At 43.6% G+C, this 20744-nt stretch carries 14 protein-coding genes; 8 read left to right on the plus strand and 6 right to left on the minus strand.

What is annotated here, in order from left to right:
* Positions 1-31: 31 nt before the first annotated feature.
* Positions 32-2986 carry a TonB-dependent receptor gene (locus LJ658_RS14720; RefSeq protein WP_230547285.1) on the minus strand — a complete coding sequence of 985 codons (2955 nt, stop codon included), beginning with the start codon at positions 2984-2986 and terminating at the stop codon, positions 32-34.
* A gap of 425 nt (positions 2987-3411) precedes the next feature.
* Between LJ658_RS14720 and proB the strand changes: the two genes are divergently transcribed.
* The 5 genes from proB (at position 3412) to LJ658_RS14745 (ending at position 10358) form a co-directional block, all read left to right on the plus strand.
* Complete coding sequence (gene proB / locus LJ658_RS14725; RefSeq protein WP_230547286.1) at positions 3412-4491, plus strand: glutamate 5-kinase; 1080 nt, start codon at positions 3412-3414, stop codon at positions 4489-4491.
* Positions 4492-4496: 5 nt separating this feature from the next.
* Positions 4497-5741, plus strand: coding sequence for a glutamate-5-semialdehyde dehydrogenase (locus tag LJ658_RS14730; protein ID WP_230547287.1), 1245 nt, complete (start codon positions 4497-4499; stop codon positions 5739-5741).
* 569 nt (positions 5742-6310) lie between these two features.
* Positions 6311-7399, plus strand: a complete 1089-nt coding sequence (gene mnmA, locus LJ658_RS14735; RefSeq protein WP_230547462.1) for a tRNA 2-thiouridine(34) synthase MnmA — start codon at positions 6311-6313, stop codon at positions 7397-7399.
* Between the two features lie 118 nt (positions 7400-7517).
* Positions 7518-9860 (plus strand): type I DNA topoisomerase, encoded by a 2343-nt coding sequence (topA, locus tag LJ658_RS14740; protein ID WP_230547288.1) that lies wholly within the window; start codon positions 7518-7520, stop codon positions 9858-9860.
* Positions 9861-9953: 93 nt separating this feature from the next.
* Complete coding sequence (locus LJ658_RS14745) at positions 9954-10358, plus strand: hypothetical protein (protein ID WP_230547289.1); 405 nt, start codon at positions 9954-9956, stop codon at positions 10356-10358.
* Positions 10359-10454: 96 nt separating this feature from the next.
* Here the strand turns inward: LJ658_RS14745 and LJ658_RS14750 are convergent, their stop codons facing one another.
* Positions 10455-11174, minus strand: a complete 720-nt coding sequence (locus LJ658_RS14750) for an RluA family pseudouridine synthase (RefSeq protein ID WP_230547290.1) — start codon at positions 11172-11174, stop codon at positions 10455-10457.
* Between the two features lie 146 nt (positions 11175-11320).
* Between LJ658_RS14750 and LJ658_RS14755 the strand changes: the two genes are divergently transcribed.
* On the plus strand, positions 11321-11785 hold the full coding sequence (locus tag LJ658_RS14755) for a hypothetical protein (protein WP_230547291.1): 465 nt from the start codon (positions 11321-11323) through the stop codon (positions 11783-11785).
* Positions 11786-11833: 48 nt separating this feature from the next.
* Here the strand turns inward: LJ658_RS14755 and LJ658_RS14760 are convergent, their stop codons facing one another.
* From LJ658_RS14760 to alaS, 4 genes are all read right to left on the minus strand, one after another.
* Positions 11834-12523, minus strand: a complete 690-nt coding sequence (locus tag LJ658_RS14760) for a response regulator transcription factor (RefSeq protein WP_230547292.1) — start codon at positions 12521-12523, stop codon at positions 11834-11836.
* A gap of 97 nt (positions 12524-12620) precedes the next feature.
* Positions 12621-13751, minus strand: a complete 1131-nt coding sequence (locus LJ658_RS14765) for a TlpA disulfide reductase family protein (protein WP_230547293.1) — start codon at positions 13749-13751, stop codon at positions 12621-12623.
* The gene (gatB, locus tag LJ658_RS14770) at positions 13748-15214 is read right to left on the minus strand and encodes an Asp-tRNA(Asn)/Glu-tRNA(Gln) amidotransferase subunit GatB (protein ID WP_230547294.1); all 1467 of its coding nucleotides are present in this window, start codon (positions 15212-15214) and stop codon (positions 13748-13750) included. The genes LJ658_RS14765 and gatB overlap by 4 nt, the downstream gene beginning before the upstream one ends.
* Before the next feature lie 102 nt (positions 15215-15316).
* Positions 15317-17995: an alanine--tRNA ligase gene (alaS, locus tag LJ658_RS14775; protein ID WP_230547295.1), complete on the minus strand. Its 2679-nt coding sequence runs from the start codon at positions 17993-17995 to the stop codon at positions 15317-15319.
* 177 nt (positions 17996-18172) lie between these two features.
* Between alaS and LJ658_RS14780 the strand changes: the two genes are divergently transcribed.
* Together LJ658_RS14780 and LJ658_RS14785 are read left to right on the plus strand one after the other, a co-directional pair.
* Entirely contained in the window at positions 18173-18508 is a 336-nt protein-coding gene (locus tag LJ658_RS14780; RefSeq protein ID WP_230547296.1) for a MerR family transcriptional regulator, read from the plus strand.
* A 70-nt stretch (positions 18509-18578) separates the two neighbouring features.
* Complete coding sequence (locus LJ658_RS14785) at positions 18579-20681, plus strand: ComEC/Rec2 family competence protein (RefSeq protein ID WP_230547297.1); 2103 nt, start codon at positions 18579-18581, stop codon at positions 20679-20681.
* The last annotated feature ends 63 nt before the right edge of the window (positions 20682-20744 follow it).

Genomic DNA, 20744 nt, shown 5'->3' on the forward strand with positions numbered 1-20744 from the left:
ACCAATTATAAACCTAAGATGAAAGAAGAGACTATTTACCTAACAGGCCGTCAAGCGTAACTGAAGCATAATATAATGCACCGATGGTAGGGCCGCCGGCATATTGAATGTAACGTTTGTTTAACAGATCGGTACCGCCAATTTTGAAGGTAGCATTGTATACCGGTACCTTAAATGATACCTGTGCATCAAACGTATTGATGGCCGGTACTGTACCGGTAACCAGCGGGCTCTCCCACAGGAAAGCTTTTTGCCATTTATAAACAATATTGAAACCGATGTTTTTAAATACCTCGCGGTTACCAAATGAGAAGTTACCTGACCACTCGGGCGTGTTAAAGCCGGTAACAAAAATATCATTGGCCTGCTGCGCTTTTAGTTTATTATAACTTACGTTACCTGACAGGGTATATCTTTTATAAAAGTTATAGCTGATACCGCCGGATGAACCAACGTTATTATAAATATTTTTGGCATTGGTATACACACGGTATCTTGACTGGCCCAAACTGGCGGCGTTGTTAGCCGTAGCGGTTGTCGGGTCGCGGTTAATGTCAAGCATAGCTAATACAGCGGCATCACTGCCCACGGTTGCGCCGTTAGGTACAAACACCTGCACCTGTCCCAGGAAACCATTGTACCGGTTAGCGTAAGCATCGATATCGACAAATACTTTATTATCAGCAAACACACCTTTATAGCCAACTTCAAATGAAGTTATTTGCTCGGGGCGCGCCTTAGGCAAATCAGCTACCTGTAATAAGCTTCTGTTAGCCAAAGCAGTAGCATCGGTACCGCTTGCTCCACCCGGGGCGGCATTAACAGCAGCATTAAATGCTACTACCGATTGCTGGGTATAGCTGTTGCCCAGGTAACCTAAGCCGTCATTAATAAACGGCAGGCTGCCCACGCGTTTAACACGGCCGTTGTTTACGTAGGATAAAGCCTCAAACAAAGACGGGAAACGGTAGCCGTTCTGGAAAGTGAACCTGAAGTTATGATTTTCTGTAGGCGAATAAACGGCCGCCAAACGTGGTGTAAATTTAGGATCGTAATAAGGATTGTAATCCAAACGCACAGAACCAAACAGTTTCAGTTTCTCGTCGAAGAAGGTTTTGGTTACCTGTGTAAAGCCACCAAATTTTTTGTAGATAACATTGTCGCCAAAGCTGCCGTTGGCAAGCGGTGTGTTCCGCTCGGCAATGGGCCGGCTAAAGTCGACAAAGTTATTTCCGTCAGGTGTGATGCTGTAAACACGCACGTCGCCGCCAATTAACAGATCGATAAACTTTACTTTATCCGTTAAATCCCATTGCGCATCGGCGTTATACATATGGCTTTTTTGAACCAATGCCGCGCCGCCGGTTACCGGGGCGTTTGGGATCAAACTTGATTTAATATCCCAGTTATTGATACCGATGATGGTTTTTTTCAATTCATTAAAGGCAGCTGTACCCGGCTCTACCCTGCCGGCATCAGCGGCGGCTCTCGCCGCATCATTTGCCGCGGCTAAATTTGCCGAGGTTAAAGATCCGCCATGGCTTGCAGCATAAGCACTAAGCGCGTTTTTATATAACGTACCCCAGGCAGAATTGCTGGCATGGTTAAGATCAAGGTTATCAGCCAGAGGCTTAACGTTGTATGAGTTTCCGGTATTTTCGATAGACTCATAAGCCCTTACTTCGAAAGTCCTGCCTTTTAAATCAATCGAATGATTTTGAACACTGGCGCCGTTTAAGGCGATCTTGTTGCCGCGCTGAAATACACCATCCATTTTTCCGTAACGATAGGTATAGCTCAACACCAGGTCTTTCTTTAGCTTATAGCTGAAAGTTCCGTCAAATTTCAGGTTGCTAACTTTCGGGTCGACCAGGTCAACCTCGTTATATCCCGTACGGGCAACGGTAAGGTTTGGCCGCGCCACACCATCAACGGTAATCCCTTTTATCACTACGGTATTACTGCCGGCTAACGCATCGTCACCATATTTGTTCCAGCCGTCATAAGCCGCGTTGTGCGTTCCGCTTAGTTCGGGATACGCCGGGTTGGCCGTTTTTAAATTGCCGGGGTTTTGGTCCTGTCTGGTGTTTGATTGCCAGTCTTGCCCCTGTAGATAGCTGAAGTTAACTTTAAAAGCAAACTTGTCATTAAACGCTTTAGCGTATCTGAAAGCATCTTCGGTAAGCAGGCTTGGCCTTATGCCTATACCATCAACATGGTTAATGCCTGTACGGTGGTAAAAGCTTAAGCCCTGGTATCTGAACGGATCTTTAGTTTGTAAATTTGATAAGCCATTGATAGCGTTGGTGCCGTATAATGCAGCCGCTGCACCCGGCGTGATCTCGATACTGGCTATATCCAGCTCTGTGGGGCCTATAGCATTACCAAGCGGCACACCTAAAGTAGCCGACTGCATATCTACACCATCAACCAACTGCATAAATCTGAAGTTATTGGGGCTGTTAAAGCCACGGGTGTTAGGCACCTTTAAGGTGATACTGGTAGTCGTCATTTGTACGCCTTTTACATTTTCAAGCGCGTCATAAAAGCTTGGGCCGGGCGATTGCTTAAGCGAATTGATATTCAGTTTTTCAATCGCAACGGGCGAGCGCAACAGTTTTTCTTCCTTTCGCGATGCGGTAACAACAACCTCGTTTACCAGCAGCGCCTGGGTTGACAGCTTTACATTTAACGGATCATTCAGGTTTTTAATAAAAAACTCCTGTGGCGAAAAACCAACTGATGAAAAGACCAATGTATAAGGTAACTTAGCATTAGTAACTAAAGAGAAATGCCCGGTACTGTCTGTAGATGTGCTGTTGTTTGAGCCTTTTATGGAAACGGTGGCACCGACCAGGGGGTTGCCGTCTTCGCCTTTCACCAGGCCGCTTAAAGCATAGTTGCCATTAAGCTGTGCGTGTCCCGTTAGTGGCGATAGCAACAATAAAATTGCGGTAAGTTTAAATAGTTGAGTAACAATTTTCATAAAGATTTGGTTGATAAGTAAGTATTAATTGCAGCTAATTGATCAGGATAAATGCTCAACAGCAACAGCAGGCATGAACGCCTTGCATTGGTAAAGAAGTGGGAATGGTTTTAACAAATAACATAAAGTCTATAGAATAAGTAGACAAAAATATAAAAAATATTTATCCTGCAAATATTTTTTAAAAAAAGTTTTTTAGGTGTGGCAGCTGTCCGGAATTCTAATGTCCGTCCAAAAAAGAAAGAGATTGGCTGATTTTATATAGTTTTATCGATTTTTTATACGAATTTGGGTCGAAAACTTTCATTATAACCACATAACAACCTGAAACAACTTCATTTAGGTCATTTTTGCGTGTTTTATAGTTAAAAACTGTTATAAACCATTAATAATGGCAATATTTGCATAATTTATATCCTATACTAATGGCGTTTAACTACAAACGGATTGTAATAAAAATTGGGTCGAACGTACTAACGCAAAGCAACAGCCTCCCCGACCTTGAACGGATCAGCAAACTGGTGGAGCAAATTGCCGCCATTAAAAAGCAGGGCATTGATGTAATACTGGTATCCTCAGGAGCGGTTGCTGCCGGCAGGAGCTTAATCACCGTATCAGATAAATACGATGCTATTGCAGCCCGCCAGCTACTTGCAGCCATCGGCCAGGTTAAACTGATCAACACTTATGCCGGCTTATTTGAAAAGCATAATTCGCTTTGCGCGCAGGTACTGGTAACTACTGACGACTTCAAGGGCCGTCAACATTATTTAAATATGAAAAATTGCCTGGAGATCCTATTACAGCACCAGGTTATCCCCATAGTAAATGAAAACGATGTCGTATCGGTAACGGAGCTGATGTTTACCGATAATGACGAACTGGCCGGGCTTATCGCGTCTATGTTAAATGCGCAGGCGCTTATTATATTAACCAACGTTAACGGCATATATAACGGCGATCCCAATGATAAAGGCTCGGCTATCATTACCGAAGTGGCCGATACCGGTATTGATTTTGCATCCTTTGTTACTTCCGGCAAGTCGCAATTCGGGCGCGGCGGGATGATCACCAAATCGCACATGGCCCAAAAAACAGCAAAACTGGGTATCGCAGTCCATATCGCCAACGGCACCAAAGATGATATCCTGCTTAACGTGCTTAACAATACCGCGCCACACACCCGCTTTGTGCCCAATAAAACAGCCTCTGAAAAAAAGAAATGGATAGCGCATTCAGAAAAATCGGCTACAGGTGTTGTTCAGGTTAATACCGGTGCTAAAACCGCGCTATTATCAAACAAAGCAACCAGTTTGCTGCCCGTTGGGATAGTAAATATATTAACCGATTTCAAAAAAGGCGAGATCATTAAATTAGTGGATGACCAAAATGAGGTTATCGGCTTAGGGATAGCCGAATATGGCGCTGATAAAGCCAAAGAAAGCATCGGCCAAAAAAACCAGAAGCCACTGGTGCATTATGATTATCTTTATTTATTAAGCTAACTGCCATGGATTATACCGCCTATTTTGAAAGCGCCCGGTTGGCTGCCAGGAATTTAAACCTATCGCCTGATGCCATTAACCTGGTTTTAACCGACCTGGCTACTGAAACTGTTGCGCAAACCGATCAGCTGTTAGCCGAGAATAAAAAGGACCTTGACCGGATGGATCCGGCCAATCCAAACTACGACCGGCTAAAACTTACCGTCGATCGTATTAAAAGTATTGCTGATGATATTATTAACGTATCCCGCTTGGAAAATCCTTTGGGCCATATCCTGTCAGACAAAACAATGCCAAACGGGTTAAATATCTCAAAAATAAGTGTGCCGCTGGGTGTGGTTGGCGTAATTTACGAGGCCAGGCCAAATGTTACTTTTGATGTATTTTCCTTATGCTTTAAAACAGGCAATGTTTGTATTTTAAAAGGTGGCAGCGATGCGGTATATTCTAACCAGGCTATTATCGCTGTCATTCATCAGGTATTGGCAAAGCATAATATTGATGTTAATGTTGCCGTACTATTACCCAGGGAGCGCGAAGCCGCCGAAGCGTTAATGCAGGCGGTTGGTTTTGTGGATGTAATTATCCCCCGCGGCAGCCAGGGACTGATCAATAGCGTGCGCAAAAACAGCAAAGTGCCGGTTATTGAAACCGGTGCGGGTATTGTACATATTTATTTTGATGAATTTGCCGATCTGAAAAAAGGCACCGATATCATCTTTAATTCAAAAACACGCCGGGTTAGTGTATGTAATGCTTTGGATTGCGCAATTATCCATTCGGCCCGCCTGGCTGATCTGCCACAAATAGCCAAACCATTAGGCGACGCCGGCGTAACAATTTATGCGGATGCCGATGCATATGCGGCATTGCAGCACCACTACCCTGCTGAACTATTGCATAAAGCTGGCCCGGAACATTTTGGCACAGAATTTTTATCCATGAAAATGGCCATAAAAACGGTGGATACGTTTGAACAGGCCCTGGATCATATCGCCACACACAGCTCAAAACACAGCGAGGCCATCATAACAGAAAATGCCGATAACATGCAGACTTTTTTAAACAGGGTTGATGCAGCTGCGGTTTATGTTAATGCCTCAACCGCGTTTACGGATGGCGCACAATTTGGGCTGGGAGCAGAAATAGGGATAAGCACACAAAAACTACATGCCCGCGGGCCGATGGGTTTACAGGAATTAACCAGCTATAAATGGCTGGTTAAGGGCGACGGGCAAATTCGAATATAGACTTACATTGGCTTATCTTTTTAGGATAAGCCAATGACACTTAAAATTTTATGTAATTAATAACTGCCAAAACGCAGATAATAAATAAAATTACAGCTTGCAGTTTTTGCTCTATTGATAAGCGGGCTATTGTCTTCATCTTTATTAAATTAGGTTAAGCAAATTAAAATAGTAACCGCATTTTTACAATAGTTTAATTCATTTTTATTGTTTTTTTAATAATTAGGTTATGATGGGTTTATAATTGACCGTTTAAACATTTATTACTTAACAAAATGCTAATTAAACAGACCAGTAAGTTGTTTTTTCTTATCCCGAAAAAAATCAAAATCAATCTTAAATGAAGTAAAAATTAATCCCCGGGCACCTTTTTATGACTTGTAATTAAAAAAAGGAATGAAATTTAAAACAAACAATAAGTTTTGTTGTGAACAATTGATCATTTTGGAGGGCGGGACGGCGGGATTTGCCGTTGGGTTTAACACCCGTTGTTAATCAATTATCTTTACGCTTAATTGACGGTTGAATTTTACAACGATAAAATTGAAAGCCGTATCTTTGCCGCCAATATGAGTAAGCACGGAAGGATTTTAGTGGCGATGAGTGGTGGCGTTGATAGTTCGGTAGCGGCAGTGATGCTGCATGAGCAGGGCTATGAAGTAATAGGCCTTACCATGAAAACCTGGGACTATGCGTCGGCAGGCGGTAGTTCAAAAGAAACAGGTTGCTGCAGCCTGGACAGTATCAATGATGCCCGGGCACTTGCTGTCGGCTATGGTTTCCCGCATTATATATTAGATATCCGCAATGAGTTTGGCGATTTTGTAATTGATAACTTTGTTGACGAATACCTGGCCGGCCGTACCCCCAACCCCTGTGTACTTTGTAACACCCATATAAAATGGGAAGCCTTATTAAAACGTGCGGATAAGTTAGATTGTGAACACATCGCCACAGGGCATTACGCCAATATCCGCTTACAGGATAATGGCAGGTATGTGATCTCAAAAGGCAAGGACGAAAACAAAGACCAGTCTTATGTGCTTTGGGGCGTATCGCAGGAAAACCTGGCGCGTACCAAATTTCCGTTAGGAAGTTTCTCCAAGCCCGAGATCAGGCAAATGGCCATGGATATGGGCCAGATAGAACTGGCCGGCAAAAGCGAAAGCTATGAGATCTGCTTCGTACCTGATAACGACTACCGGGCCTTTTTAAGGCATAAAGTAGAGGACCTGGAGCAGCGTGTAGCCGGCGGTAACTTTACGTTAACAGATGGCACTATTGTCGGCAAACACCAGGGTTATCCATTCTATACCATAGGGCAACGCCGTGGATTGGGCATCGCATTGGGCCATCCCATGTTTGTTACCCATATTGACCCCGTTACCAATACCGTAGTTTTAGGTACCGAGGACGAACTGCAAAAGAAACAAGCCTGGGTTAAAAACTTAAACCTGGTTAAATACGCCAGCATTACCGAACCGCTAAACGCTATTACCAAAATAAGATATAAAGATGCCGGTGCCGAAAGCACTATCGTTCAAATGGGTGACCATATGAAAGTTGATTTTACGCATATGGTGTCAGGCATAGCGCCGGGCCAGTCGGCTGTGTTTTATGAGGGTAACGATCTTTTGGGCGGCGGGTTTTTGATGTAATGAGCCATTTCCGGCCTTTCTGCAATTACAATTCCGGTATTGATAAATAAATTAAACTCTGCACAAAGTTTGCGTTTCGCATACTTTATCCTTTATTTGCAAAAAATAACTGTATTAAATGGCTAAAAATCTACTAATAGTTGAATCTCCGGCGAAAGCTAAAACCATTGAGGGATACCTGGGCAAAGACTTTACAGTGAAGTCGAGTTACGGCCATATCCGTGATCTGGTTAAGTCTGAAGACGCCATTGATATAGCCAATAATTTCGAACAAAAATACGAGGTTCCGGCCGATAAGAAGCAAATAGTTAGCGAGTTAAAGAAGCTGGCTAAAGAAGCCGACATGGTTTGGCTTGCATCGGACGAGGACCGCGAAGGAGAAGCCATATCATGGCATTTGTTTGATACCTTAAATTTAAAAGACGCAACCACCAAACGGATCGTTTTCCACGAGATAACTAAACCGGCCATTATGGCGGCTATAGATAACCCGCGCAAAATAGATTATAACCTGGTAAATGCACAGCAGGCGCGCCGGGTTTTAGACAGGCTGGTAGGTTTTGAACTTTCGCCGGTTTTATGGAAAAAGGTTAAGCCATCCTTATCTGCCGGTCGTGTTCAATCGGTTGCAGTACGTATAATTGTTGAACGCGAGCGCGAGATCAATAAGTTCCAGTCAGAAGCTGCATTTAAAATTGTGGCCATTTTTGGTAAAGGCAAACAAGCGTTTAAGGCCGAATTGCCCGAGCGTTACAGCAGGCAGGAAGATGCAGAGCAATTTCTGACCGATTGCATTGGCGCCGATTTTAACGTCAGGTCGCTTGAAACCAAACCGGCAAAACGATCGCCGGCGGCACCATTTACCACGTCTACCCTGCAACAGGAAGCCAGCCGTAAATTAGGTTATTCTGTTTCGCGGACGATGCAGATCGCACAAAAATTATATGAGGCGGGCCACATTACTTATATGCGTACCGACTCGGTAAATTTATCAGAGACCGCTCTGGCCGCCGCCTCGCAGGAAATTATATCCGCCTACGGCGATAAATACCATCAGCATAGAAAATATAAAACTAAAAGCGCGGGCGCGCAGGAGGCTCACGAAGCGATACGCCCCACGTATTTTAGCAACCATACCATTGAAGGCGACGGCAGCGAAAAACGCCTTTACGAGCTGATCTGGAAACGTGCCATAGCTTCGCAAATGAGTGAAGCCCAGTTTGAGAAAACCACTGCAAAGATCAGTATATCAACACGTAAAGAAGAACTGACCGCCAATGGCGAGGTAATGAAGTTTGACGGTTTCCTGAAAGTTTACCTGGAATCTGACGACGACGAAGATGACACCCAGCAGGATGGCGAGAACACCATGCTGCCGCCTTTAACAACAGGACAGCGGCTGGACCTGGAAGAAATGGCAGCTACCGAGCGCTTCTCCCGCCCGCCGGCAAGGTATACCGAAGCCAGCCTGGTTAAAAAATTAGAAGAATTGGGCATAGGCCGTCCGTCTACCTACGCCCCTACCATATCAACGATCCAAAACCGCGGCTATGTGGTTAAAGAGGAACGCGAAGGCAAGCAAAGAAAATTCAGGGTATTAACGCTGAAAGATAAAAATATAGTTAAGGAAGAGCGCCTGGAAAACACCGGTGCCGAGCGCGGCAAGCTGTTCCCCACGGATATAGGCGCTGTTGTAAATGATTTCCTGGTACAGCATTTTAAAGGGATTGTCGATTTTAATTTTACGGCTAAGGTTGAGAAACAGTTTGACGAAATAGCTGCGGGACTGGAAGAATGGACGACGATGATAGGCAACTTTTATAAGCCTTTCCATGCTGATGTACAAAGCACCATTGAAACTGCTGATAAAGCTACCGGGATCCGTGATCTTGGTGTGCATCCTGAAAAAGGCGAAAAAGTATCTGTACGCATCGGCCGTTACGGCCCTTTTGTACAGGTAGGCGAAAATGCCAGCGATGATAATAAAGACTACAAACCGTTATATGCCAGCCTGCGCAGCGGGCAAAGCATAGAAACCATCACGCTTGACGAAGCGCTTGAGCTTTTTAAACTGCCTAAAGTTATAGGCGAGTATGAAGGTAAACCCATGAAGGTTGCCATAGGCAGGTTTGGCCCGTATATCAGCCATAACAGCGCGTTTGTATCGTTACCCAAAGAGATTGACCCGCATGACGTAACCGAAGAGCAGGCTATCACTTTAATTGAGGAAAAACGAAAAAAAGACGCCGAAAAGCTGATCAAAGCCTTTGATGAGGACCCGACCGTTAAAGTATTAAACGGACGTTGGGGGCCCTATATTGAATTTGGTAAACAAAATGTTAAGATCCCCAAGGATATAACCGACCCGCTGACGCTGACATTTGAACAATGTAAAGCCTTGGCAGCAGCCGATGCCAAAGCGCCCAAAAAAGGCGGTAAGAAATTTGCAAAGAAAAAGTAACGGTTGCAAGGTTGTGTTGTAGGTTGTAAGTTATGAGTTGTATGAATCTAACTTACAACCTACAACCTGTAACTTACAACATACACCACTAAAATGATAAAAGACCTCCCCGAAAATAATGTAACTGATATTGCGGTAGCGGTAGCTTTAGAAAAAGAAAGCGCCGAGAGCAAAACCTGGCACGTATACCTGATCAATCTTAAAAAAGAGCCTATTGAAAATGTGCTGGTCACCTCTAAGGGCTACGGCGAAAAGAATGGCGAGCAGGTTAAAACATCTACCCTGCGCCACATGTTCCCGGTTGTAGCCAATGGTTCGTACCAGCAAATTGAGATGATTGACGAGCAGACGTTTGGCTTGAACAATGAGTACTGGGTTAGTTATTACATCGGCACCCAGATCTACGATAAGAAATTCATCTTCCTGCCCGAAAGTATTATTGATACCAACTTTATTAAGCTGCCCGTGGTTAATAAACCGGGGGTGATGATTAAGTAGTGTGATGAGTTGTGAGTATTGAGTGGTGAGTGTTGAGTGGTGAGTGTTGAGTTTTAATTTTTAGTAATGGGGTTAAATCTATCACTCAAAACTGAATTACGAATCAAACTTCTCCAGCAACTTCAGCAAGGTTTCAAAATCCTTTGGATACGGCGCATGAATGGTGATTGGTGTGCCATCCATTTTCTTGAAGGTAACCTCGTAAGCATGCAGCGCAAACCTTTTCATGATGGGCAGCTCTTCCTGATCCTTGCCTAAATGATATTTACGTTTGATGGCCGACAGGAACACCGGCTTACCCTTATACATCTCGTCGCCGGCTATTGAGGCCCGTTGTGTGGCCAAATGTATCCGGATCTGGTGCATGCGGCCGGTTACCGGGCGGCACTCAACCAAAGTATAATGTTTGAAAAATCTTAACGACTGGAACCAGGTCTCGGCACGTTTGCCCTCCTGCCTGCTGATGGTTACATTGCCTTTGCCAACGTTCAATATCGGGAGGTCAACCAATAGTTTATCAAATACATGCGTACCGTCAATTACCGCGTGGTATACTTTGTTAACCTGGCGTCTCTCAAACTGCATTGATACAGCCCGGTAGGCTTCGGGGTTCTTAGCCACTATTAAGGCGCCTGAGGTCTCTTTATCAAGCCGGTGACATATCTGGGCGTCGTCCGAATAATCTTTCGCCATACGCAGTATATTGATCTCGCCACCCTCCCGTTCATCAAGCGAGCTTATAAAGGCAGGCTTGTTAATCACAATCAGGTCATCATCTTCAAACAAGACGAGGTCGGCAAACTTTGGAATCTTCATGTATTAAATAATAGGCGGTAAAAGTACGGTTTTTTAAGCATTTATGAGCCTGGCATGTTGCAATAGCTATGTAAATGCAAACAAACCACCGTTGGTGCGGTTATTGTATTTTGTAAAACATATTATTCAATCTAACTATAAACACCATGAGTAAACAACCAACCAAACCTGAAGAAAAGGGATTTTTCGAGAAGGTGAAAGAAACCATTGAAGAGCTTTGGGACGGTACCAAAGACAAAGCCGAAGATATAAAAGAAGCAGCCGAAGATAAATATGATGACATCACCAAAAAAGCGGCCCCGGCTAAAAAGGCGGCAGCTAAAAAGGTGACTGCCGCTAAAACAGCCGTAAAAGCCAAAGCCGCAAGCACAACCGCCAAAGCAAAAACCGCTGTTAAGGATGTTAAGGCTAAAGCCGATACCAAAGTAAAAGAAGTGAAAGCGAAAGCTGCTGATGTTAAAACTAAAGCCGATGCCAAAGTGAAAGACATTACCGCAAAAGCAAAAACCGCAGCGGCCGACGTAAAAGCCAAAGCCGATACCAAAGCTAAGGCGGTTACCGCTAAAGCCAAAACAGCAACTGCTGCTGCAAAGAAAAAACCGGTATTGTAATTTAAATCTTACAAAACAACAAAGGCCCCGGTTATGGGGCCTTTGGTTTTATGCTTCAAATTTATAGCCTACGCCTTTTACGGTGGCTACAATATCGTCTCCTAATTTTTCGCGCAGTTTACGGATGTGTACGTCTATGGTACGGTTGGTTACTACCACCGAATCTTCCCAGATATTTTTAAGGATCACCTCGCGGGTATAAACTTTGCCGGGTTTAGATGCCAGCAGATACAGCAACTCAAACTCCTTTTTGGCCAAAACAACTTTTTCGCCCTTTTTAAAAACCAGGTAAGCCTCACGGTCAATCACCAGGTCGCCTATTTCTAGTTTGTTATCGCTGATGTCTTCGGCCGGTGCATTTCTGCGCAGTATAGCGTTGATACGGCTCACCAGGGCACGCGGTTTTATCGGCTTCGCTATATAATCATCAGCGCCAACGTTAAAGCCGGCTATTTCCGAGTACTCTTCGCTCCTTGCTGTTAAAAATACCATAAAGGTGTTTTTAAACTCGGGCATGGTGCGCATTATACGGCAGGCCTCGATGCCATCCATTTTAGGCATCATAATATCAAGCACGATAAGGTCGGGTAATGATCTTTTAGCTTCGGTTACAGCCTCCTGGCCATTGCGGGCCAGAAATACCTGGTAGCCTTCTTTTTTCAAGTTATACTCAATAAGCTCCAAAATATCCGGCTCATCGTCAACTATCAGTATCTTTTGTTTTGTAGAGTTGCTCATGAACGATTCTAATTTTGTTATAAAAGTATGTACTTAAAAAAAGCTTACAGTAAATATAATATTAACAAATTGTTAAGTAGTACTTTATCTTAACATATTATTCAGGCTTATTAAACGTTTTGTTTAAAAAGTCTTCAAGAGCAGCGCCGGTAATGTTCTTGGCTATGATAACTCCCTGCGGATCAATAATAAAGTTGGCAGGTATCGCTTCTATATGATACAGGCGTTCGGTCGGTCCGTCAAATCTTTGCAGGTCTGACGCATGTGCCCAGGTTAATTTGTCAGCAAGTATAGCCTTTTGCCAGTCGCCCTTTGCTACATCAAGCGATATGCCCAATATATTAAATCCTTTATCCTTAAATGCGGCGTAAGCTTTAACTACGTTAGGGTTTTCGGCACGGCAGGGGGTGCACCATGATGCCCAAAAATCAAGCATCACATATTTACCTTTGTAGTTTGATAGGCCAACCGGTTTACCGTCAAGGCCCGCTGTTGTAAAATCAGGCGCTTTATGACCGATTGAGGTTGGCTTAATCTCCATCATCTGGTGGATGAACCGTTGTACAGCCGGGTTATCATCAAACAGGTTTTTATCTTTTAACTCATCGGCATAGGCCACCATTGGCTGCTCATATTTCATGGGCTCTAATGATGACATGGCGTAAAATGCAGCTAGCGATGTTTTGTTATCATTAACAAATTTCAAAACAGCAGTTGCATAATCCTCCATGTTTTTCAAAAACAACGGCCGGTAGATAGCAACGAGCGAGTCTGATTCTTTGCCCAGTTTCTCTACCCTGCCCTGGTATTCTTCAACTATTTTGCCGTTTTTTTCGCCCCAGTAATTGCTTAACTTATTAAACTCCTGTATTTTTTCAGAATTTTCTGATCCTTTAACTTCATAGCTGTGCACTTTATCAGCCTGGTCGGTTGAAAATTCAATGGCATCACCATTTTTGGCGATCAGGTCATAAACGGCTCCGCCTATCCGCAGTTTATATAAATTGGCATACGGCGCAGGATGTTTAAATTCAAATTTACCATCGCTGCTTAATGCTGTCGAGTCAATAACGCTTATTTGTACGCTATCTGCCACCAACAGGTAAACCTTCTTTATTTTATCTGGATTTTTAACTGTACCTGATAATTTAAATACAGATTCATCTTTACATGAAGCCAATACCAGGATAAAAGCGACCGCGCTATAAACTATTGAACGTAATTTCATTTTGACTCTAATTCTTTGATTAATAATTGATTGGTGGCCTGCGGATCGATCTTCCCTTTTGAGCTTTTCATGATCTCGCCCATAAACAGACCCAAAACGCCTTTCTTGCCTTTTTGGTATTCTCTGACCTTATCGGGATACTTGGCAATGGCATCCTGGATATATTTGCTTACATCATTGCTATCGGTAGTGATCAATAAGTTCAATTCGGCCGCAAGCAGATCAGCAGTTTTGCCGGGCGATTTTAGCATAGCCGGAAATAACTTATGTGCAGCAACGGTATTATTGATTGAACCGTCATCCACCAGCTTAATTAAGCCGGCCAGATTAACCGGTTCTATATTTAAACCGGTAATATGCAGGCCGGTTTCATTCAGGTATGATTTAACGGCACCCATCATTAAGTGTGCGGCGGCTTTATAATTGGCCGTATGTTTTATCAGCTCTTCAAAGTATAAGGCCACTTCTTTATCCGCAGTAATTACCGAAGCATCATAATCTGACAGCCCCAGGGCTAAATATTTTTGGTAAAGCTGACCGGGTAATACGGGTAATGAATTGCGGATATTTTCGACATAAGCGTTATCCAACACCAGCGGCATTAAATCGGGCTCGGGGAAATAACGGTAATCGTTAGCCATTTCTTTTGAACGCAGTACCGACGTTTCGCCGGTATCGGCATTAAAGTTTAAGGTATTTTGGTCTATGCGCCCGCCCGCTTCAATAACTTTTACCTGGCGCGCAAATTCATGTTCTATAGCACGTTGTACGTTGCGGATTGAATTAAGGTTTTTTACCTCGCAGCGGTTGCCATATTCAGCGGCGCCGTGCAGGCGAACGGAAATATTGGCATCGCAACGCATACTGCCTTCTTCCATATTACCATCGCAGATATCCAGGTACCGCAACAACTTGCGGATCTCGGTTAAAAATTGCCCGGCCTCTTCCGCACTGCGCATATCCGGTTGTGAAACGATCTCGATCAGCGGCACCCCTGCCCTGTTCAGGTCTATCAATGAGTCTTCATGATGATTATCATGCATGCTCTTACCGGCATCTTCTTCCATATGGATATGGTGGATGGCCAGTGTTTTGACGGTACCGTTTGCCAGCTTTACGTCTACCGTGCCACCCAAACAGATCGGCTCATGGTCCTGGGTGATCTGGTAGCCTTTAGGCAAATCGGCATAAAAATAATTTTTACGCGCAAAACTGTTTTTTAAATTGATGGTACAATTACAGGCCAGCCCCATTTTAACGGCATATTCTACCATGCGTTTGTTAATACGCGGTAAAGTACCGGGATGACCGAGGGATATGGCGCTGATATGATGATTAGGTTCGGCGCCAAAGGCTGCCGAGTCGGACGAGAAAGATTTGCTTAAAGTAGATAGCTGTGCATGAACCTCTAATCCAACAACTAATTCATACTTTTGGGCTATTTCTACAGGTAGAAGTGTCATAAATTAAAAGATGAGCAATATTTGTGCTTATCAACGCCAAATATAATTATTTATATGTCATTGCGCATTTTGCATTGTACGCACTGATGCCGGTGAATTCAACTAGGCGATAAAGCCTTTTGCTTTTTCTAATACAGCGGGTAATCCGTTTATATCTTTACCACCTGCGGTAGCAAAAAACGGCTGGCCGCCACCGCCGCCCTGTATCTCTTTAGCCAGTTCGCGGATAATATTGCCCGCGTTCAGGCCCTTTTCTTTTACTAGGTTCTCGGCTATCATCACCGTAATGTTTGGCTTGCCGTCAATTACGGCGGTTAGCACCAGGTAAAGATTTGGGACGATATCTTTTAAATTATAAGCCAGGTTTTTGATCGCGTCGGCGTTTGGCAGTTCAACTTTTTGGGCAATGAAATTAACACCGCTTATAGCTTCTGCCGTTTTAGCTAACTCATCTTTTAAGCCCGACGATTTCTCTAAGATGCCCTTCTCTATCTCTTTCTTCAGGCGGGCGTTCTCTTCCAGTAAGCCTTCAATGCTTTTAGCAATATCCTTCGGGTTTTTAAGCAGCTCTTTAACCTGGTAAACCAGCCTGGTTTGCTCATTTATATATTTTTCGGCACCTAAACCTGTAATAGCCTCAATGCGGCGCACACCTGCGGCAACAGCGCTTTCGGCTATTATTTTAAAGTAACCGATGGCGCCGGTAGCTTTTACGTGCGTACCGCCGCAAAGTTCTTTTGAAAACGTTTCATCAAAAGTGATCACCCGTACGAAGTCGCCATATTTTTCGCCGAATAGAGCAGTTACTCCACTGGTAATGGCTACATCATAAGGCACATTGCGCTGTTCATTCAGGGCAATATTCTCACGTACTTTTTCATTGACTATCGCTTCAATTTCGGCCAGTTCTTCCTCGGTTACCTTAGCGAAATGCGAGAAATCAAAACGCAGATAATCTGCATTAACCAACGATCCCTTTTGATTGACGTGGGTACCCAATACCTGTTTCATAGCGGCATGCAGCAGGTGCGTGGCGCTGTGGTTGTTCATGATATTGTTACGGCGTTCTTTATCCACTATAGCGGTTAAGGCGTCGTCTATATCCTCCGGCAATTTATCTACATAATGAACGATAAGGCCATTCTCTTTCTTGGTATCGGTAACATAAACCACCTCGCCGTCAGGGAAAACCAGTTCGCCGGTATCGCCTACCTGGCCACCGCTTTCGGCATAGAAAGGTGTTTTATCCAGTACCAACTGGTATTGCTCTTTGCCTTTAGCCGTAACCTTGCGATATTTGGTTACGTGTGCTATGCTTTCTGTTTCATCGTAGCCGGTGAAAACTGTATCCTCGTCTTTTAAAGTAACCCAATCGCCGGTATCAACAGCTGATGCAGCGCGTGAGCGGGTTTTTTGGGCCTGTAAAGCTGCTTCATAACCAACTAAATCGACCTTCGCCCCTTTCTCCCGAGCCATAAGCTCTGTTAAATCTAATGGAAATCCATATGTATCTGAAAGTTCAAATGTTCTATCTCCCGGAAATAATAATTCTATATCTCCCCCGATACTTGGTCCAGTTCTAATCCAACTTTGATTAACCGATTCGAAATATTCATCAAATTTTTTGATCCCTTGCTCAAGAGTTCTTAAAAAAGAGTTTTCTTCTTCCAAAACGACCTTCTGCACAAAATCTTTCTGATTATATAACTCATCAAACACACCTTTAAACTGGTCGGCTAATAAAGGTACCAACTGGTTTAAAAACGGTTCTTTAAACTCAAGGTATTGATAGGAATAACGTACGGCACGACGCAGGATCCTGCGGATAACATACCCTGCTTTATTGTTTGATGGCAATTGCCCGTCGGCAATGGTAAAACTTACGGCACGGATATGATCTGCCAATACGCGCATCGCTACCGCGGTGTTCCAATCGGCATCGCCCGGTAGCGCAGCAGCATTATAAGGCTTGCCGGATTTTTGAGCAATAAACTCGATCATCGGGCTAAATACATCGCTATCGTAATTGCTTTGTTTACCCTGTATCACCCGCACCAAACGCTCGAAGCCCATACCTGTATCCACATGCTGTGCAGGCAATGGCTGTAATGATCCGTTCTTTAAACGGTTAAACTGCATGAATACATTGTTCCAGATCTCGATAACCTGCGGATCATCAGCATTAACCAAGGTGGCACCGCTAACCTTTGCGCGTTCGGCATCGGTACGGTTATCGTAGTGGATCTCAGAGCAGGGCCCGCATGGGCCGGTCTCGCCCATTTCCCAGAAATTATCTTTCTTATTTCCTAAAAGGATATGATCTTCGGGTACAAAAGCTTTCCAAAAATCAAAAGCTTCCTGGTCTTTTGGCAAGCCTTCTTTATCATCACCCTCAAAAATAGTAACGTAAAGGCGGCTCTTATCTATTTTATATACTTCGGTAAGTAGTTCCCAGCTCCATTCAATGGCTTCTTTCTTAAAATAATCGCCAAAGCTCCAGTTGCCCAGCATCTCGAACATGGTATGGTGATAGGTATCAATACCTACCTCTTCCAGGTCATTATGCTTGCCCGATACCCGTAAACAACGCTGCGTATCCGCTACGCGCGGCGATTTGGCCGGCGCTTCACCCAAAAATATATCCTTAAACTGGTTCATCCCGGCGTTGGTGAACATCAGCGTCGGGTCGTTTTTAACAACAATAGGTGCAGAAGGCACTATGGTATGCCCCTTAGAAGCAAAAAAATCAAGAAAAGCCTGTCGTATTTGATTAGCGGTCATATTTACTATGTGTAATAGCGTATAGTTTTTGTGTACACACCTAGCGCAAAAGTGTGAAATTTTGCGTATTATATCATTATAAAATATTAACTTTTGATTTATGAATATGGAATACCAGAACATTCAAGAAAATTCCTAAATAGAAAATCTGCCATCCGAAATTTATTACATTTGCGTATGCCTTACAAAGAACACGAGATCAGTAAAATGTATTATACCATGGGCGAGGTGACGGCCATGTTTGATGTTAACGCATCTATGATCCGTTTTTATGAGAAAGAGTTTGACATCCTTCAACCCAAGAAGAATAAAAAAGGCAACCGGTTATTTACACCGGAAGACATTGAAAATCTTAAGATCATTTTTCACCTGATCAGGGATAAAGGCTATACCCTGGCCGGCGCTAAAGATCATTTAAAAGGTAACCTGGGTAACAGCAAGGACAGCCAGCGCGTTATTAACTCGCTTGAAAACTTAAAGAAGTTTTTACTGGAAGTAAGAGACCAGTTATAGCCTGAGCAAGATTTATTATTGGATTTAAGGATTACCCTGATTAAATTAGTGGTGTAAAATCCTATAATCTTTGATAGCTAATCATAAAGGGGAAATACCATTTGTAGTTCTCATCATACCTTTCCTGCTGGGGACAACCCTGGGTCTGAGCTTTGCTTTTGCCGCTCTCCTGTTTTGGATAGCGGGTCCGCTCGTGTTATCCGGCGCTGCATTTATCGTGCTTAATTTAACCTACGCCCGGTTTGGTTTATATAAAGCAAGGTGGATCGGCGGATCATTGATCACCCTGTTCCTGTTTTTATGCGGCTGGTTAAGCGTGATCAGGGGTACCGAGCTTAATAACGATACTCATTTCTCCAGAAAGCCGGCGCAATACCTGGTAGTAAAGATTAATAACGAACCCGCCGTAAAAAACGGGCTGGTGCGATTTACCGCAAATGTGGAACAGCAAATAACCAACAGGAAATCAATCCCCACCAGCGGAACCCTGTTAATAACCGTAAAAGACACTACAGCTAACAAACTTTATTACGGTGACGAATTGCTGATCCCGGCTAAATACAACGCTGCTGACCCGCCCTTTAACCCGGCAGAGTTTAATTACAAGCAATACCTCGCCAATCAAAATATCTGCCGGCAGGCCTTTTTATATCCCGGGCAATACGTGGTTCGGGCGCACGGCAAAGGCAACCCGGTAATTGCTTTTTCATTACGGCTACGGCAGCGTTTGGTTGAAAAGTTAAAGACAAACATGCACGATACGTCCGCCCTAGCCGTAGCGTCAACCCTGATCTTAGGTTACAAGGCCGACTTAAGTAACGAACTATTGCAGGCTTATTCAAAAACCGGCACCATACATATCCTGTCCGTTTCGGGCGGGCATGTAGCTATAATTTATTTACTCCTAAATATTGTTTTTGGCTTTTTGGGGCGATATCAAAACGGGAAACCAGTAAAAGCCATCCTGATTATAACGCTGATCTGGTATTATTCGCTGCTCACCGGTTTTTCGCCAGCGGTATGCCGGGCCGCTTTAATGATCTCGCTGGTTATCATCGGAAAAACTTATAGCCGTTATATCAACACCCTCAATATATTAGCGGTATCGGCGTTCATGCTGCTGCTATATAACCCCTACCTTATCGCGGATGTCGGCTTTCAATTGTCTTACCTGGCGGTTGCGGGGTTAATTATTTTTCAGCCGCTGGTTTATAAATGGCTGACATTTAAAAATAAATGGGCCGATAAGTTATGGGCCGCAGGCACGGTATCCATCGCTGCGCAGGTAGTTACGTTTCCGTTAAGCGCGTTTTATTTTCACCAGTTCCCGGTTTATTTCCTGTTGAGCAATTTAATCATCACTTTACCCGTATTGGTAATCATGTATGCGGGATTAGCCTGTTTGCTGGTACCGCAGTTGCCTTACCTCTCGGCAGGTTTAGGTTATATTTTAGAAAAATCAATTCTGTTAATGAACAAGGCATTAGTGTTGATTGAATATTCGCCATTTGCCGGCATCGGCAAAATCTGGTTTACCACGTTTGAGTACTTGCTGGCTTATGTAATTATTATCTGCCTGTTTTATTTCCTGTCAGACAGGAAGAAATGGTTACTGATGGCCGGTTTAACCACTATGCTTATATTAGGAACAAGCATCAGTTTAAAACGGATCAATGCGTTGCGGCAAACCGGTATTGTATTTTTAAACCTTAAAAAACACCCGGGCCTTATATTTAAACATGGTGATAAAGCAGTAATCATAGCAGACATTAACCATACCGATAAGATCTACCAGTACAGCATACAACCCTACCTGGATAGCAGCAAAGTGGCCGATACTATGATCTGTGGCCTTGCAAAAAACATACGCTCAACCTTCCTGGTAAAAAGCGATAACCTGATCCAATTTGAAAATAAAAAGATTTTGCTTTTTAATCAACAGCTGCAACACCGGAGGCTACCTGAGAAATTAAATATCGACTACCTGTATATAACGGGCAACCCGCAAACTTCTGTGGGTCAGCTAAATGAAAATTACAACTATGCCATGTTAATAATTGACGGGAGCAACGCGGACAGGTCAGTTTCTGAATGGGAAAAGCAGGCTAAATATTTAAATGTAAATTACCGGGTATTAAAACGTAACAAATCGCTGGTTGTATTGTCTAACTAAGATATTTATTAAACCGAAGTTTGCTTAATAAATGTTAAACAACTAAATTGTGCTTATAAACGA

Source organism: Mucilaginibacter sp. UR6-11 (assembly GCF_020880695.1).
Lineage (GTDB): Bacteria > Bacteroidota > Bacteroidia > Sphingobacteriales > Sphingobacteriaceae > Mucilaginibacter.